Source organism: Neobacillus drentensis (assembly GCF_036962765.1).
Classification (GTDB): domain Bacteria; phylum Bacillota; class Bacilli; order Bacillales; family Cytobacillaceae; genus Neobacillus; species Neobacillus drentensis_C.
Genome location: NZ_JBALOS010000139.1, coordinates 1 through 16,783, shown reverse-complemented (window position 1 = coordinate 16,783; position 16,783 = coordinate 1). Strand labels below are relative to the sequence as shown.

The 16,783-nt window shown below is 38.4% G+C and carries 13 protein-coding genes, 3 pseudogenes and 1 riboswitch; of the genes and pseudogenes, 5 read left to right on the top strand and 11 right to left on the bottom strand.

Annotated elements, in window-relative coordinates; genetic code table 11:
* Positions 1-416: YqhR family membrane protein (locus V7137_RS17465; RefSeq protein WP_335699272.1), on the bottom strand; the 416-nt coding region annotated here is incomplete at its 3' end.
* A 289-nt stretch (positions 417-705) separates the two neighbouring features.
* Here V7137_RS17465 and V7137_RS17460 point away from each other — a divergent pair.
* Together V7137_RS17460 and V7137_RS17455 are read left to right on the top strand one after the other, a co-directional pair.
* A complete protein-coding gene (locus V7137_RS17460; RefSeq protein WP_335699271.1) occupies positions 706-1,650 on the top strand; it encodes a DUF1385 domain-containing protein in 945 nt (314 codons plus the stop codon).
* A 57-nt stretch (positions 1,651-1,707) separates the two neighbouring features.
* Positions 1,708-2,103: an SA1362 family protein gene (locus V7137_RS17455; RefSeq protein WP_335699270.1), complete on the top strand. Its 396-nt coding sequence runs from the start codon at positions 1,708-1,710 to the stop codon at positions 2,101-2,103.
* Between the two features lie 44 nt (positions 2,104-2,147).
* On the opposite strand, the gene V7137_RS17450 is transcribed toward V7137_RS17455, so the two are convergent.
* From V7137_RS17450 to V7137_RS17420, 7 genes and pseudogenes are all read right to left on the bottom strand, one after another.
* Positions 2,148-3,032, bottom strand: coding sequence for a patatin-like phospholipase family protein (locus V7137_RS17450; RefSeq protein ID WP_335699269.1), 885 nt, complete (start codon positions 3,030-3,032; stop codon positions 2,148-2,150).
* Positions 3,033-3,191: 159 nt separating this feature from the next.
* Positions 3,192-3,641, bottom strand: coding sequence for a C40 family peptidase (locus V7137_RS17445; protein WP_335699268.1), 450 nt, complete (start codon positions 3,639-3,641; stop codon positions 3,192-3,194).
* 318 nt (positions 3,642-3,959) lie between these two features.
* A pseudogene (locus V7137_RS17440) lies at positions 3,960-4,220 on the bottom strand (heteromeric transposase endonuclease subunit TnsA); the annotation flags it as partial.
* A gap of 109 nt (positions 4,221-4,329) precedes the next feature.
* Positions 4,330-5,448: pseudogene (locus V7137_RS17435) on the bottom strand (vitamin B12-dependent ribonucleotide reductase); the annotation flags it as partial.
* A gap of 6 nt (positions 5,449-5,454) precedes the next feature.
* Positions 5,455-6,306, bottom strand: coding sequence for a restriction endonuclease (locus tag V7137_RS17430; protein ID WP_335699267.1), 852 nt, complete (start codon positions 6,304-6,306; stop codon positions 5,455-5,457).
* Positions 6,307-6,660: 354 nt separating this feature from the next.
* A pseudogene (locus V7137_RS17425) lies at positions 6,661-8,103 on the bottom strand (vitamin B12-dependent ribonucleotide reductase); the annotation flags it as partial.
* A gap of 329 nt (positions 8,104-8,432) precedes the next feature.
* Positions 8,433-9,269, bottom strand: a complete 837-nt coding sequence (locus V7137_RS17420) for a lipoate--protein ligase family protein (protein ID WP_335699266.1) — start codon at positions 9,267-9,269, stop codon at positions 8,433-8,435.
* Between the two features lie 192 nt (positions 9,270-9,461).
* Here V7137_RS17420 and V7137_RS17415 point away from each other — a divergent pair, with 192 nt between their 5' ends.
* Positions 9,462-9,845: a rhodanese-like domain-containing protein gene (locus V7137_RS17415; RefSeq protein WP_088088954.1), complete on the top strand. Its 384-nt coding sequence runs from the start codon at positions 9,462-9,464 to the stop codon at positions 9,843-9,845.
* Positions 9,846-9,946: 101 nt separating this feature from the next.
* Here the strand turns inward: V7137_RS17415 and gcvPB are convergent, their stop codons facing one another.
* The 3 genes from gcvPB to gcvT are packed head-to-tail and all read right to left on the bottom strand — an operon-like array spanning position 9,947 to position 13,871.
* Positions 9,947-11,407, bottom strand: coding sequence for an aminomethyl-transferring glycine dehydrogenase subunit GcvPB (gcvPB, locus tag V7137_RS17410; protein WP_335699265.1), 1,461 nt, complete (start codon positions 11,405-11,407; stop codon positions 9,947-9,949).
* Complete coding sequence (gene gcvPA, locus V7137_RS17405; protein ID WP_335699264.1) at positions 11,400-12,746, bottom strand: aminomethyl-transferring glycine dehydrogenase subunit GcvPA; 1,347 nt, start codon at positions 12,744-12,746, stop codon at positions 11,400-11,402. The genes gcvPB and gcvPA overlap by 8 nt, the downstream gene beginning before the upstream one ends.
* A gap of 18 nt (positions 12,747-12,764) precedes the next feature.
* Positions 12,765-13,871 carry a glycine cleavage system aminomethyltransferase GcvT gene (gene gcvT, locus V7137_RS17400; RefSeq protein ID WP_335699263.1) on the bottom strand — a complete coding sequence of 369 codons (1,107 nt, stop codon included), beginning with the start codon at positions 13,869-13,871 and terminating at the stop codon, positions 12,765-12,767.
* A 169-nt stretch (positions 13,872-14,040) separates the two neighbouring features.
* Positions 14,041-14,128, bottom strand: a riboswitch (glycine riboswitch).
* A gap of 177 nt (positions 14,129-14,305) precedes the next feature.
* Between gcvT and V7137_RS17395 the strand changes: the two genes are divergently transcribed.
* Together V7137_RS17395 and V7137_RS17390 are read left to right on the top strand one after the other, a co-directional pair.
* Positions 14,306-15,994 carry a DEAD/DEAH box helicase gene (locus V7137_RS17395; protein ID WP_335699262.1) on the top strand — a complete coding sequence of 563 codons (1,689 nt, stop codon included), beginning with the start codon at positions 14,306-14,308 and terminating at the stop codon, positions 15,992-15,994.
* On the top strand, positions 15,972-16,766 hold the full coding sequence (locus tag V7137_RS17390) for a YqhG family protein (protein WP_335699261.1): 795 nt from the start codon (positions 15,972-15,974) through the stop codon (positions 16,764-16,766). The genes V7137_RS17395 and V7137_RS17390 overlap by 23 nt, the downstream gene beginning before the upstream one ends.
* Positions 16,767-16,783: the final 17 nt, after the last annotated feature.

The window sequence follows — 16,783 nt, the reverse complement described above, 5'->3', positions numbered from 1 at the left end:
ATATATATACAAATGGATGTAATGATTGTATCACGATTTAAATCAAAGAACGGTTTAATTCCTGGGAAAAGCGGGTTAAGAATAAAGAACACAATTGCAAATAATACAATTCCATAGACTAGACCAAACCAAAAACCCTTGAATTTTCTCAATGCTGCATAGTATACAAATGCTGCAACTATTGAACAAATTCCAATTAAAATGATGGATATGAGTGTACCTAGCCATTCATGCTTCCAATTCCCCAGTGCCCATGGTTCAAGGATGACATTAGGACGAATTTCGGTAAAACTTAAGTAGGAAGCAATCCATCCAAGGGTTCCCCAAAACAAACCTCCAAATAATCCTGTCCAAAAGACCATCACCGGAAAGGACATGGGTTTCGGATAATTACCTAGTTTCTGTTCATTCGCCATTATAACAACCTCCATTTACTATCCGCTACATCGGGCATGCCTTTTTGGATGTTCATAATACTTGTATTTTTGTCCCTAAAAACAGGGACTACAAAAGGCCATAATAAATTCCATTTTTTATTATGTCCTTTGGGATTCAATCCCTTACATCAAAAAAAACTTTTTTAATTGGAAATATTATGTCATTCCTAGAGGTTTTTTTATTTTTCTAGTAGAATAGAATTAAGTACATACAGATTTTTTCTACTTCTGCTGTTGTGCAACTTTTGATTAGGTTGGTGTTATGTATATGTCTAGTTCTCAAAAACCCGTTTATGGCGGCCAAGCGGTTGTCGAAGGTGTTATGTTTGGCGGTAAACATCATTATGTTACTGCGGTTCGCAGAAAGGATCAATCTGTTGAATATTTTCATTTGCCGCGTAAAGCAAATCCCGCTTTTACAATTTTGAAAAAAATCCCTTTCCTGCGTGGGATCATTGCTATTATTGAGGCTAGTGCGAATGGATCAAAACATTTAAACTTCTCAACAGAAAGATTTGATGTTGATCCAAAAGATGATGAAACGATAAAAGAAAAAGAAGTTTCTAAATTAACAATGTATCTGGGCGTAGCAGCAATTGGTGTTATCTCATTTTTATTTGGTAAATTCGCCTTTACGTTAATTCCTGTGTTCCTTGCAGTTTTGACAAAACCTATTTTTCCTTCAGATTTCGCCCAAGTGTTAGTGGAGGGTTTTTTTAAACTAATCTTGTTGATCACCTATATTTATTTTGTATCTCTTACTCCTTTAATAAAAAGAGTGTTTCAATACCACGGGGCTGAACATAAAGTAATTAATACCTTTGAAGCAGGCGTTGAATTAACTGTCGAAAATGTGCAGGCTCATTCCCGATTGCATTACCGCTGTGGCAGTAGTTTTATCCTGTTTACCGTCATTGTTGGAGTTTTTGTTTATATGCTCGTACCTACATCTCCACTTTGGCTGCGGATAGTAGACCGTCTTCTCCTAATTCCTGTAGTGTTAGGTATTGCTTTTGAAGTCCTGCAGTTAACAAACAAACTTAGAGATATTCCAGTGTTGAAGTTTTTAGGATTACCTGGTCTGTGGCTTCAACTGCTTACAACGAAGGAACCACAAAATGACCAAGTGGAAGTGGCAATTCTTTCTTTTAACAAATTATTAAAAATGGAGAAGGAATCTGAGTTCTTATCTGAAAATGAAGAAATTGTCTAAATCCTTGTTTTATAGTGTTTAAAAGATATTAAAAATGCTTAAGATGCTCTTAGGGAGGTGGCTTTCTTGAAGAATCGGACATTTGTTCATGTGGTTGTTGGGGGACTTATCATTCTTGCATTAATTGGCCTTGTTGGTACATTTACAGCTAATTCAGCCGCTTTCATTCAGAGAATAGCTGTCATCGCATTGATTGTTTTAGCCGTTTATTTCCTAGTTAGGAAGTTTTCCAGCTCAAGCCCTCAGAAAAAAGAGCAGCGGGCATTTCTTAAAGCAGCCAAAAAGTCAAAAAAACGATTACAACAAAAGAGTGGGGAAGCAACTGTTAAAACTTCCTCTCTCGGGACATTAGCATCCTTAAAGAAGAGCAACAAGACAAAAAAGAAATCACCTGCTCATTTGACCGTTATCGACGGCAAAAAGGGTAAAAAGAAAAACCGAGCGTCTCTATAGGCGCTCGGTTTTTTATATTAATGGAAGACAAAGGCAATTCCCAATTAATAGCCCCAAGTCTTCAAAAATTGTTTGGCTTTCTCTCTTCCTAAATCAAACAATTCACGTTTCTTTTCCTCTGTCAGCGAAAATTCAGTCCATAACACACCCTCCGTCGGGATAAAGATAATATTCTTTACATGTCTCTTTGAAATGTACCTGGAATCGTGTGCATCCTTCATTGTTTCAAATAATGCTGCAAAAAGTTGAACAGCATTTTTTATTTTATGTTTTTCATGTTCATAATCACTTGAACTTAATTTAATCCCGAGGACAGGTCTTACTTTTTGTGCATTTTCCTTATCGAAAAGCCACATCGGAAAATTACTCAGAACTCCGCCGTCAACTAGCACATTCACCCCGTCCATTGAACGCATTTTTACTGGCTCAAAGAAATAAGGGATACTGCAGCTGATTCTTATCGCTTTTGCGATCGGAAATGACCCAGGTGAAATACCGTATTTTTGTAAATCATCAGGCAATACAATCATTTGCCCATTTGAAAGGTCAGATGCGATGACTCGAAGTGCTTGTGGCGGCAGGTCTGCAAATGTTTTTAACCCTTTAGCCTCAAGTTTCTCACAAATCCATTTTTCAAGCTCATTCCCTTTAAAAAGCCCTAGCTTCCAATAGACAAACAGCCATTTTGCAAACGGGAAAGGAATAATGGTTTTACGGGCATCTAGAAGTTTAGAAAGATCTAACTCATCGACCAATTGGAAAATTTCTTTACTTGTGTAACCAGCGGCAATTAATGCAGCAACGATGGACCCTGCACTTGTTCCTGCCACCCTTACAAACCGCAAACCTTTATTTTCAATTTCGGCACAGGCTCCAATTAGTGCAAACCCCTTTATACCTCCTCCAGAAAAAACGCCGTCAATATACATGGCAGCCACTCCCAAAGATGAACTTATTTTTACATCTTTAAGCAGTTGTATTAATAAATAGTACGGAGGACAAGCAGAAAATTAAAAAATAAAAAAAGAACATCGATTTTGCATGATGTTCTTTGTTCATTCTTGATATAGAAATCGCTTAACTTTTCACTAAAAACGTTTCGCTCCAATAAATCTTGGCTTCCAGTAACTATTGCTTGTATAAGCGATTGAAACGCCTTTTGAAGATGAAGACTGAATCATTTTTCCGCTGCCAATATAAATGGCAACGTGACTTGGTCTACTTGCTTTATTAGGTGCAAAAAACATTAAATCTCCAGTCCGCAAAGAGGTAACACGGTATCCTTTTTGGTAGTACATTTCAGCTGCTGTCCGTGGTAATACTTTTCCAGCCTTACCGTATGAATACTTAACTAAGCCAGAGCAATCGAAACCACTAGGTGTTATTCCACCCCATCGATATGGGACGCCTAGATTTGCTTTTGCTACTGAAATTGCTTTTGTATGGTAATAGGCCGCTTCCGCTTTATCACCCATAGTGGTAAACAATGAACTTAGAATAATTGTCATAGCCATTGCTGCAATGATTTTTTTCAACATCTTGTTTAATCCCCCTGTGTGCTTCGATACTATAAATATACAAAAAAAGAATAACATCGAAGTAACAGGTAGATTACAGTTAGATTACAAATTTCGACTTTATTTTAAAGATTCTAATAGTTTTCTCATTTTTTTGTAGTATTGTTAAACTTTTTTCACGGAAATCGACAATTATCTCAAAAAATGGGGGAAACTTTCTCCTGTAGCTTTAAAATAAAGTTTGATCAAAAACACGTCACAAATCCACATCTTACTGTAACTTAAATATACTTTTCATCTATTCCACTCCTATATCAAGTTACATTCAGTGTATTTTTTTTCTTCCAACGGCAATAAAGGAAATTGTTCTCTAATATCAATAACAAAATCTGAGTATTCAGTTAAGTAAAAGTAGTTTCGTTCCAAATCAGACAAAAATTCGTGTTTCCTTCCTGTTTTAATTCCTTTCAATCGAGTCGAGCGACCTAATGAAGAAACGTCTTGAATATTCAACCAAGGCTTATAATTTGAGCCTGCACCAGAGCCACGACCTTCTTTAATCCATTTATCAATTTTAGATGTTCTCGTTCTTTTAAACATAAAAAAACACCCCTTTAGATAATGTTATCCAAAGGGGTATAACGGTGCATCTTTTTTATAATCGGTACAACTTTATTTCAAAGCCACACCCACCTCTAAAAAATACGTATTATAAACCACATTTTAATTGAGCGCCGCAGTTTGCACAGGTATTGCAGCCACCCATTTCTTTTACTTTTCCAGTCCGGCAGACTGGGCAAGTGTTACCGACTTCAGAGCCGATCGTTACACTTGTTGAGCGAAGTTCACTGATTGTATCAACAAGGACCACATGCTGCTTCGGTTTTTCATTAAAAATTGATAATTGTTCATTGGTGTTTTCTTCAGCTTTTAGTGTCAGTACCTGAGAATCACGTGAACCATCAACATAAACAGTTCCACCTTTTGCCCCGCCGCGGTACAAACGCTGATAAACTTTTTCGACCTGTTCTACGCTATACCCTTTTGGTGCGTTGACAGTTTTACTGATAGAACTATCTATCCAGCGCTGGATGACACATTGAACATCCGCATGGGCTTCAGTTGAAAGCTCCATCGATGTAACAAACCAGTGCGGAAGATTGTTTTCATCTGCTTCTGGGTGTTGGTCCAAGTATTCTTTCACAATATCCGCTTTAACTTCGATAAATTTACCGAGGCGTCCGCTACGGAAATAAGAGAATGAGAAATAAGGCTCAAGTCCGGTGGAAACTCCAACCATGGTCCCTGTGGATCCAGTTGGTGCCACAGTTAGTAAATGGGAATTTCTAATTCCATTTTCTAAAATAGATTGGCGAACATCTTCAGGCATTTTTTTCATAAATCCTGTATCAATGAATGATTGTCGTAATCGATTGGTTTCTGAGGTTGTTTCACCAGTTAAGAATGGGAAACTTCCCTTCTCTTTTGCCAATTCAATTGATGTTCTGTATGCCGTTGTTGCAATTATTTCAAATACTTGATCAACGAGTTCGTTTCCTTCTGGTGATCCATACTTCGTTTCACAATAAATCAGCATGTCATGCAAGCCCATGACTCCAAGCCCTACTCGTCGTTCACCAAGAGCCTGTTTTTTGTTTTCTTCCAAGAAGTACGGGGTTGCGTTGATGACATTATCCTGCATCCGTACGCCCACAGCTACTGTTTTCTTAAGCTTTTCAAAATCAACAGTTTTTGTGTCCTTATCAGCCATCTCAGCGAGATTGACAGCTGCAAGGTTACAGACGGAAAATGGTGCGAGTGGTTGTTCCAATTGTTATCCTAAAGGCTTTTTATCCTCTAGTTCTAACGGTTGAGTTCCCGTTAGCTCAGCATATCTTTTCATTACACACTTTTGCATAAATTTAATTAATTCTTTTCTACCACAATCTTCTCCAAAAACGGCTTTTGAAATGACCCTAAAATCCTTCACTCCAAATTCTTTTTGAATATTATCTATTAAAGGCTTAATAGTGGTTTTTATCTTATTTAAGGGGGTTACAAGGACTATTTCACTGTTTTCTATCGACCATTGAATTATATATTTCCTTATACTTTCATGTAACTGGCTTCTTTTTTCAATATAAGCTTCTGTCGCATTTCTTATGGCAAGCTTGCCTGCACAAGATTGACTACAAAATTTTTGAGGGGATGTTTTTATAACTTTAAATTCCAGACCACATTCCTGGCAATTTCTGCTCTCTCTTGGCTTTTTTAATTTACCCTTTTGTGCCAATCCAGATTTTCTTAATCCCTCAAGCATTCTTTGTTTTGCTATACCATCAGTAGCCCATAATTCTTTTGTATGCTCCCCAATTCTTTTTTTGGATGTCTCGCTATGCTTAAGATTAAAATGACCGTTGAGTTTTCCATACGCCGCTTTATTTACTGTGGTTTCTTTGGATTCTATCCATTCAGTAATAGTTGAAGTTAATGAAAACGGTAGGTCTTTATACATCTTAAGCAATTCTTCATAAGAAATCAGTTCGCACTTTATTTTATATTTATCTTCAATGGTTTTTAAAGCCTGTCTTGCATTGTCCTTTGCTACCCTGTCCTTCGATTTAATTTCCACTATTTTTACCAACAGATTATTTTGATTGTAGAAGAAAAAATCTGGTTTATACATTTTATACCCGAGATCAAACACAGTATCTTCATAGCCCCATTGGATGGAATGATAGTCAAGGTACTTAGCATATGCGTATTCATAAGAACTTCTTAAATAATGTCCTTTATAAAACCTGCATATCCTCGGTTCATTCTAATCACTCCAATTTAATATCCATTGATTCAGCTACCCTTATGTTTATTCCGGTGTGTAATGTTGCGGCCTCGTGCGAAGATTATAGTCTGCCTTAGCAGGATCACTTCGTATGCGTTGCCCCTGACTGAATCTTTACATTCAGCCTTCGGTTCGGATTCCCAATCTCAGGGTTCCCGCTTTATTCCGCAATTTTTAACGTGAGGCAAACTAAGCCACTTTACCACACGGATTTGTTGCAACAACTTGTTGTCCATATGCTTTTGCATTGGTCATGTCGTTAGCGTTGTCGATAAAAAATATACCCGGTTCAGCTGAGTATGTCGCGCAAATGTTGATTAAGTTCCAGAGTTCTTTCGCTTTGAACCTTTTATACACTCGTACTTTATGCCCTTGTTTTTCCCACTCGCGAACGTCACCAACTTTATGCCATTCTCGGTTGTAAATACCCATTTCCTCTTGATCATATTGTTCAACATATGGGAAGCGGAGTTCATAGTCACTATCGGTTTCTACAGCATCCATAAATTCCTTTGTTAAACAGACAGAGATGTTCGCACCTGTAAGGAATTCTGAATTGTGGACAGTGTAATTACCGCCAGTTAATAATTTCTCTTCTGCATCTGCGATGATGTTTTCATCAAATCCACCGAACCCAGGAATGTTTTTATAATTTACAATTCCCTGGTACATTGCTGTTTCTCTGAGAGTTAAAGGAGTAAACTTTAACTTATCTTTAGCAAGTTTCTTAATGGTTTCATCGTTTGTATTTTCAATTAAGAATCGTAGAATTCTTGGATTTTGCATCTTTGAAATAATAAATTCAATAATGTCAGGATGCCAATCCGCCAACATGATCATCTGTGCTCCGCGTCTTGATCCGCCTTGCTCAACCAAATGAGTCAATTTCGCAATATCATCCAGCCATGAAACCGATCCAGATGATTTACCATTGACTCCTCTAGCCAGTGTATTTCTCGGTCTCAGCGTCGAGCCATTTGTTCCAACACCGCCGCCGCGGCTCATAATCTCCATTACCTGCTTACGATGATCAGAGATCCCTTCACGTGAGTCAGGAACAAACGGCATAACGTAGCAATTGAAGTACGTTACATCGGTATCAGCCCCTGCACCATAAAGAACCCGGCCTGCTGGAATGAAGTTCATGTTAACAAGTTCTTGATAAAACCGTTCCGTCCATTCTCTGCGCTTTTCTTCGGTCTCTTCCACCGAAGCAAGACCCGTAGCATTACGCTTCGCAATTTGCTCATAGAAGAGCTCCAATGGCTTTTCAATCACATCTAAAGACCTGACTATCACACCAGTACTAGCTTCTTCAGGGTCATCAAGTACCCCTCTGAATTCCTCTTCGACTATTACTTTCGCTCTTTTCTTTTCCCAGTCAATTTCCATAATGTAACCAAGACCACGTGCTGGGAATTTTGGATCCTCTTTAATAGTTAAAACAACAAAGTCGCCGTTTGTTAGAGTAATCTTTGCTGTGTCTTTAAAGGTATAGCGGTCCAACATGACCAATCGGGAAACACCCTTGTGAGTTATTTTCATATCTGGGGTAACTGGATGTACTTGGGGGAATAGGTGAATATCCTCATTCAACCTTTCAAAATCAATATTCATTGTTTGTCTAAAAACTACAGACATGAGAACAACTCCTTCAAAATTATATCTACCTATTGTGCTAAATCTAGCAACTTTACGCTACATCTAGTTGGTTTGTATTTTAAGGTTATCATAGCCAACCAGAATAAATCAACTAAATATCAATATGTAGTACCGAAAATATTTTCGACACCACTATATATTGTAAACGAAGCGAATAACCATCATTTTGTCAAACTCGAAATATAATAAAATTAAAAGTAATCAATAGCTTTTAAACGATTTTCGTCAAAAATCAGGAAAATTCAACAAAATTCGCAGGTTGCTTCTTTACATAAAGCAAAAAAAAAGAGCGACGATTGCGTCGCGATTTATCTCTTAAAATTCCATTCATCACTCTCATAGCGCTCTTTTGCAATTTTGTCAACGTATGCAAGTTCATCCTCTGTTAAACGATAAGGTTCAAGTTCAATATTTAGACCTTCCGCAAAGCCCTTATAGAATGCAACCTTTGCTTCCTCAAGAGATATTCTCCTCGGACTGATCGCGTTGATTGCGACCGCTTTGTCCTTAAAAGCTTTTCTCATTCGTTCCTTTACTCTTTCACTTGGATATTTAAATAAACTAAATAATTTATCTTCATCTAGATCTAACAAAATGGAACCATGCTGTAATATAACTCCCTTTTGCCTCGTTTGTGCACTGCCGGCTACCTTTCTGCCTTCAACCACAAGTTCGTACCAACTCGGCGCATCAAAACATACAGCTGAGCGTGGATTTTTCAAAGCATCTCTTTCCTCCGCTGTTTTTGGGACTGCAAAATAAGCCTCAAGGCCTAAGTGATGGAAGCCTTTTAAAATTCCTTCAGAAATAACACGATAGGCTTCCGTTACCGAATTTGGCATTTCTGGATGGTCTTCTGAAACAATTACACTGTAAGTAAGTTCGTGCTCATGAAGCACTCCTCTGCCGCCTGTAGGTCTCCTGACAAACCCTAATTGATGAGCCTTCACTGCTTCCATATCAATTTCCTTCTCAACCTTTTGAAAATATCCGACTGATAAGGTTGCTGGGTCCCAGCCATAGAATCGAATCACCGGAGGAATGTTCCCCTCACTGTGCCAATCAAGCAATGCCTCATCCAATGCCATATTAAAAGATGCCGAACTATTACCAGTATCTATAAAACGCCAAACTTCTTTTTTCATACAAAAACCTCTTTTTTTAAAATTATGTCGAGTTTAAGTCTACCAAAATCTGATATAGATTCAAAATAAGATGTTTCTGCTATAATTATTTAGGCAATATCAAAAGATTTTTTTGCATTCATCTTTATCTTTATCGGATTGACTTATATAATAAATACTAGTGCAGGAAAGCTTGAAAGGAGCAAAAAAAAATTGAGTTCACTTTATCCATTATTAATCATCATTGTAGCAGTTATCATTTATTCCGTTTTTACCTTTTTCTATCAGAAAAGAATTGTTAAAACGGTAACAGAAGAAGAGTTCCGTGCGGGGTACAGAAAGGCACAACTAATAGATGTTCGTGAAGCAAACGAATTCGAAGGCGGCCATATTTTAGGAGCACGTAATATCCCAATGTCGCAAATGAAAATGCGCATGAAAGAAATCCGTTCTGATATGCCAGTATATTTGTATTGCCAGAGTGGAATGAGGAGTGGACGTGCAGCCCAATTCTTACACCGAAAAGGCTATCGAGACCTTACTCAGCTACAAGGCGGGTTCAAAAAATGGTCAGGTAAAGTAAAAGCTAAGAAATAAGAACTCATTAAAGGTTCCGGATTCGGAGCCTTTTTTAATTTCAAAAACTGCTACACAAGATAAAAGGTCAGATTATTTTTCGAATCTGACCTTTCCATTTATTAAGCTTCTTGGTATTTCAAAACTGGTTTACGGGCTGCTTTTGTTTCGTCCATCCGGCCGACCACTGTTGAATGTGGTGCTTCTTGAACGATTTCTGGATTTTCTTCCGCTTCTTTAGCGATTTGGATCATAATATCGATGAACGAATCCAGTGTCTCTTTTGATTCGGTCTCAGTCGGTTCGATCATAATACACTCTTCCACATTTAATGGGAAGTAAATGGTTGGTGGGTGGTAACCAAAATCAAGCAGACGTTTCGCAATATCCAATGTACGAACGCCTAATTTTTTCTGACGTCTTCCACTGAGTACAAATTCATGCTTACAATGTCTATCAAATGGTAAATCATAATATTCAGCAAGCCTTCTCATCATGTAGTTCGCATTTAATACAGCGTACTCTGTTACCGCTTTTAAGCCATCTGGTCCCATCGAGCGAATGTATGTGTAAGCACGTACATTGATCCCGAAGTTTCCGTAATATGGCTTCACACGGCCAATTGATTGCGGGCGGTCATAATCAAGGACATATTCTTCGCCTTGCTTTGTGATAATCGGCTTCGGTAAGAACGGGATAAGGTCTGCCTTCACCCCGACAGGACCGGAACCAGGACCACCGCCTCCATGTGGGCCAGTGAATGTTTTATGAAGATTTAAGTGAACAACATCAAATCCCATATCCCCAGGTCTTGCTTTTGAAAGAACGGCGTTTAGGTTTGCTCCATCATAATAAAGCTTACCACCTGCTTCATGGACAATTTCAGCCAATTCAAGAATGTTTTCTTCAAATAGTCCAAGCGTATTCGGGTTGGTTAACATTAATGCAGCAGTATCTTCCCCAACAACCCTTCTTAAATCTTCAAGGTCGACAAGACCATGTTCATTGGATTTAACGGTAATTGTTTCTAGACCAGCAATCGTAGCAGAAGCTGGGTTCGTACCATGAGCAGAATCAGGGACGATTACTTTTGTACGGTTCATATCACCGTTAGCCTCATGATAAGCACGGATCATCATTAAACCTGTCCATTCCCCATGAGCCCCTGCGGCAGGTTGCAATGTCACTTCGTCCATACCTGTTATTTCGATTAAATGCTCCTGCAAATCGTATAAAAGTTCAAGAGCACCTTGAACAGAGCTTTCATCTTGGAGCGGATGTACATGTGCAAATCCGTTAAAACGCGCTACATTTTCGTTGATTTTCGGATTATATTTCATCGTACACGAGCCTAGTGGATAGAATCCTGAATCGACACCATGATTTCTCCTCGAAAGGGCAGTGTAGTGGCGCATAATATCAAGCTCCGAAACTTCAGGAAGTTCAGGCTCTTCTGTACGAAGGTAACCATCAGGAAGGAGACCGCTGAGATCTAGTTCCGGTACATCCATTTCCGGCAGGCTGTAGCCGATGCGGCCTGGTGTGCTAAGTTCAAAAATGAGTGCCTGGTCTTGATTATGCATGGAAATCCCCCAATTCTTTCACTAGAGTATCAATTTCTTCCTTCGATCTTTGTTCTGTTACAGCAATCAGCATATGGTTAGCCAGTTCTGGATAATCTCGGCCTAAATCATAGCCGCCGATAATTTCTTTTTGTAACAACTGCTGGTTGATTTCCTTAACAGGTTTATTTAATTTCACTACGAATTCGTTGAATGAATGGCCATCATAAACAACTTCAAAGCCGGCATTCTTGAATGCATTTTTTGCATAATGTGACTTCTGTAAATTGGCTGCTGCCATTTCACGAACACCCTTCTTCCCAAGTGCTGTCATTGCCACAGAGGCTGCAAGGGCATTTAATGCTTGGTTTGAGCAAATATTTGATGTCGCTTTATCACGACGGATATGCTGTTCACGTGCTTGCAATGTTAATACAAAACCGCGGCGGCCTTGGTCATCCGTTGTCTGTCCCACAAGACGGCCAGGAACTTTTCGCATTAACTTACTTGTTACTGCAAAATAGCCGCAGTGTGGCCCGCCAAAGGCAGTTGGGATTCCAAACGGCTGTGCATCGCCAATCACAATGTCTGCACCAAATTTACCTGGTGGTGTTAATACCCCAAGGGACAGTGGGTTACTTGAAACAACAAACGTGGACTTATTTGCATGAATGATTTCCTCAAGCTCTTTTAACGGCTCGACTCGCCCAAAGAAGTTTGGATATTGGACGATAACGGCTGCAACATCTTCATTAACTAGTCCTTTTAATGCGTCAAGATCTGTTACACCATCTTTGACTGGTACTTCAATCACATTGAGGTACTGACCCTTTGCATAAGTTTTTAGAACATCACGTGATTCTGGATGTACAGCACTGGATACGACTATCGTTTTTCGTTTGGTATGGCCTGCACTAAGCATTGCTGCTTCAGCAAGCGCAGTTCCGCCATCATACATCGATGAGTTGGCAACATCCATTCCAGTTAACTCACAAATCATGGTTTGGAATTCAAAGATAGCTTGAAGTTCACCTTGTGAAATTTCTGGTTGATAAGGTGTATAAGCTGTATAAAATTCTGATCTAGAAATAACATGGTCGACAATTACAGGCATGTAATGGTCATAAACACCTGCACCTATAAAAGATACGTTTCTTTTCAGGTCAGCGTTCCGACTAGCCATCTTAAAAAGCTCTTTCATTAAGGCTGTTTCAGACTTTGCCGCTTTAATATTGTACTCACCCTTAAATCTTACTTTCTCAGGGATATCGCTAAACAGTTCATCAATAGAGGAAACACCAATTGCCTCAAGCATAGTCTTCTTATCTTGTTCAGTCATAGGTAAATAGCGATGTTTCATAAACCTAACTCCCTTCTGTTATTTCTTTTCTTTTTTATAAAAAGGTGTTGGAACTACAGTAGCTTTTAAACGTTTGCCGCGAATTTCAACTTCAACTTCGGATTCAAGACCCGCAAATTCTGCATTGATAAGGGCAAGACCAATATTCCTCTTTAACGTGGGTGATTGCGTTCCAGTTGTAACCTCACCAATTAACTGATCACCTTTATAAACAGGGTAGCCATGACGCGGGATCCCACGATCAATCATTTCGATTCCAACCAATTTTCTTGTTAAGCCCTTTTCTTTTTGTTGGATTAACGCGTGTTTCCCGATAAAGTCTTCTTCTTTGTTTAATTTCACAGCGAAGCCAATTCCAGCTTCAAGTGGTGAAATTTCTGGAGATAGTTCTTGACCATAAAGCGCTAAAACTGCTTCAAAGCGAAGTGTGTCGCGTGACCCTAATCCACATGGGATTACTCCATCTTCTTTACCTGCAGTTAAAATGTCTCTCCAAAGTTCCACAACATCTTCTGCATCGCAATATACTTCAAAACCATCTTCACCAGTATAACCAGTTCTTGATACAAGTGCCTTTTTCCCATTTAGGATTACATCTTTTTGGAATTTGAAAAAGCCAATTTGGCTTAAATCATTATCTCCCGCAAGCTTTTGCAATACTTTTTCCGCAAGTGGTCCCTGGATAGCCAGCTGTGCTGTTTTTTCCGATAAGTTTTCTAAAGAGACATCACCAGTTAAATGGTCTTCAAGCCATTTGTAATCTTTTTCAATATTTGATGCGTTTACTACTAAAAGGTAATGATTGTCTTCAATCTTATAAACAAGCAAGTCATCGACAGTACCGCCATTTTCATAACACATGGCTGAGTACTGTGCACTGCCATTTTTGATTTTGGAAATGTCATTAGTCATCATTTTTTGTAAAAATGTTAAGCTATCAGTGCCTTTTACTTCCACTTCACCCATATGGGAAACATCAAATAATCCTGCGCTTGTGCGAACAGCTTCATGCTCATCTTTAATGCTCGAGAATTGAACTGGCAGTGCCCAACCTCCGAAATCAATGGTTTTTCCTCCCCATTCCTTATATACATCAAAAAGTGGAGTTCGTTTTAATTCAGACATTATTAATCCCCCTTCAATCTTTGGCACATATTAGTCCTTGGATAACATAAAAAAGGACAGAAACCTCCCATGAAACGTAAGAAGGTCTCTGTCCTTGCACCTGAAAGTTTACCTATTAAAGGCTTTCCCCTTTGGTGGCTGCTAATTTTAGCAGCACTCTCCAGAGCTGCGTCAAACAAGAGTTCTTTTGCCTGAGAGATTCACATGACTGCTTGCTCCTTCGGCGCTACTAAGGTAGTCTCTCCCCTTGTTATCATTCGCATTATAATATTATCCAAATTGGTCATACTAATTATACTTATAAAATAAATTACCATATTAAAATATTTAAAACATTCAAAAGCTATTATCATCCTACCATTAAATTAATACATTGAGCAATAACTTTATTAGAAAACCATTAAGCTGGAAATTGCACAAAAGGAGCTGGCACCATGTCGATCGAAATTGAATTTGATTCCTCCTGGAAAGATGATTTTTTACATAGAATCGAAATCGATGGTCCATGGGGGAATTGGGACCTTTATAAACTAGCAATTGGGGTAGAAAAACATCTCGTTATTCCAGATTTTAAGGGGTTATTAGCACCAAGTCATTTGCCTAATTTAACCCCCCTTCCACACCAACTCGAAACAGCGAAACAAGTAATTGAAAATATGAATGGGAAAGCCATACTTGCAGATGAAGTAGGTCTAGGAAAAACGATTGAGGCTGGGTTAATTTTAAAAGAATATATGATTCGCGGATTGGTGAAAAAAGTATTAATACTTGTCCCAGCTTCATTAGTTACACAATGGTCGATTGAATTAAATAGCAAATTTTTTATCCCAGCGATTTCACAAAGGAAAAGCTATGTGTGGGAACAGTGCGATGTTGTCGTATCATCAATTGATACAGCTAAACGCAATCCACATCGAGACATCATCTATCAGCAGGACTATGATCTCATCATCATTGATGAAGCACATAAACTAAAAAATAACAAAACAAAAAACTACGAATTTGTTCAAAATCTGAAAAAGAAATTTTGTTTATTATTAACAGCAACACCTATACAGAACCGAGTTGAGGAAATTTTTAATTTAGTTTCTTTATTAAAACCAGGACATTTAGGCAGCGAAACGGCATTTTATGAAAAATACAAACGAGATGCACGGTCTTTAAATGATGATGAACATTTAAAAGAATTAGTTAACAAGGTAATGATTCGGAATCGGCGGGCCGATACAGGGATTGAGTGGACGAAACGGCATGTTGAAACGATTCCAATTGAATGTACCCCTGAGGAGAAAGACCTTTATGAGTCCATTACTGACTTAAAAGGTGAAGGGAATTGGATTCAAACTAGCTCATTCTCAGTTATGACGTTACAGCGTGAGGCATGCAGCAGCAGAGAAGCGGTATATTATACCTTAAAAAATATGCTGCAAAAAAAGGAAAACCCAACCCCGGCATTTGAAGAACAAATTCAGTACTTAATTAAAAAGGTCGAAGCAGTCCAGAAAAATTCAAAAGCTGAAAAAGCATTAGAATTAATCCAAAAGGTAAATGATAAAGTGATTATTTTTACCGAATACCGAGCTACGCAAATGTATCTGCAATGGTATTTAAAACAGCATGGCATATCTTCTGTTCCTTTTCGCGGAGGCTTTAAACGAGGAAAAAAGGACTGGATGAGAGAATTATTCCAAAAGCATGCTCAAGTCCTAATTGCGACGGAAGCTGGCGGTGAAGGAATAAATCTGCAATTTTGTAACCATATCATTAATTTTGACTTGCCATGGAATCCAATGAGGCTCGAGCAAAGAATAGGTCGTATTCATCGTCTCGGCCAGGAAAAAGATGTCATGATTTATAACTTTGCAATCCAGAATACGGTTGAAGAGCACATCTTGAAACTTCTCTATGAGAAAATCCATTTATTTGAAAAAGTAATCGGCGAACTTGACGATATTTTAACAAAGTTGGAATTTGGAAATATCGAAGATCATTTAATAGATATTTTCGGACAATCCTCTACTGAAGGGGAAATGCGCATTAAGATGGAAAATTTATCTTCAATGATTGAGTTTGCCCAAGAGATGAAGAAAGGAGACTCCCATGCAGCAGCAGGAAATTCATAACTTTCTATTGAACTATTTTCAGGCCAATGATTGTCCAATTGTGGAGAATGGCCCTGGCTATTTAATTGTCCAGTTAACAGTAGAACTGGATAAGGAATTAATGAACCGCCCTTTTTACTGGCACTATTTAGAAAAAACAGGTGGAATTCCCAATCCGATGAAACTCACCTTTATCACGAATCAAGATGCCGCACCCGAAAATATAAAAGGAGAAATCATCCATTTTGGTTCTCCTCGTCTTCATCAGATTTTTGAGTCGGCAAAAAAATTAGCCAGTTATATGCGGCTTTATGAAAACCATCTCCATCAAAACAAGCAGACTCCTTTAATGCCATGGCTATGTATGAATGTTAAAATATCCTATCAATGTGATCGGAAGCGGGATATTTTCAAGTCGATCGGCTTACAACTTATTAACGGAACCATGGTCGAGGATTTTCATGACAGGCTGCTGAAAATACCGTTAACACCCAAAATTCCTGATTATTCATTTACCTTATCGCCATTAGTAAGACACCAAAGTGGGATTTCAAGGATAGAAACATATTTATCTTCTGTGATTGAAAAAGATGACCATTCCTGGGCTGATGAGGCTAGAAAACGCTGGGAGCAGGATTTACGTCTCTTAAACCATTTTTATGAAGACGTTGAAGAAGAAGAAAATGAAAACTACGAAACAGAAAAACAGGCACTAAAAGAACAATACGAACCGAAAATCTCCATATCCTTCATAAACGCTGGTCTTTTCTATTTAACCGACAAAGCCATATAAGGGTGTCAGGCACCATG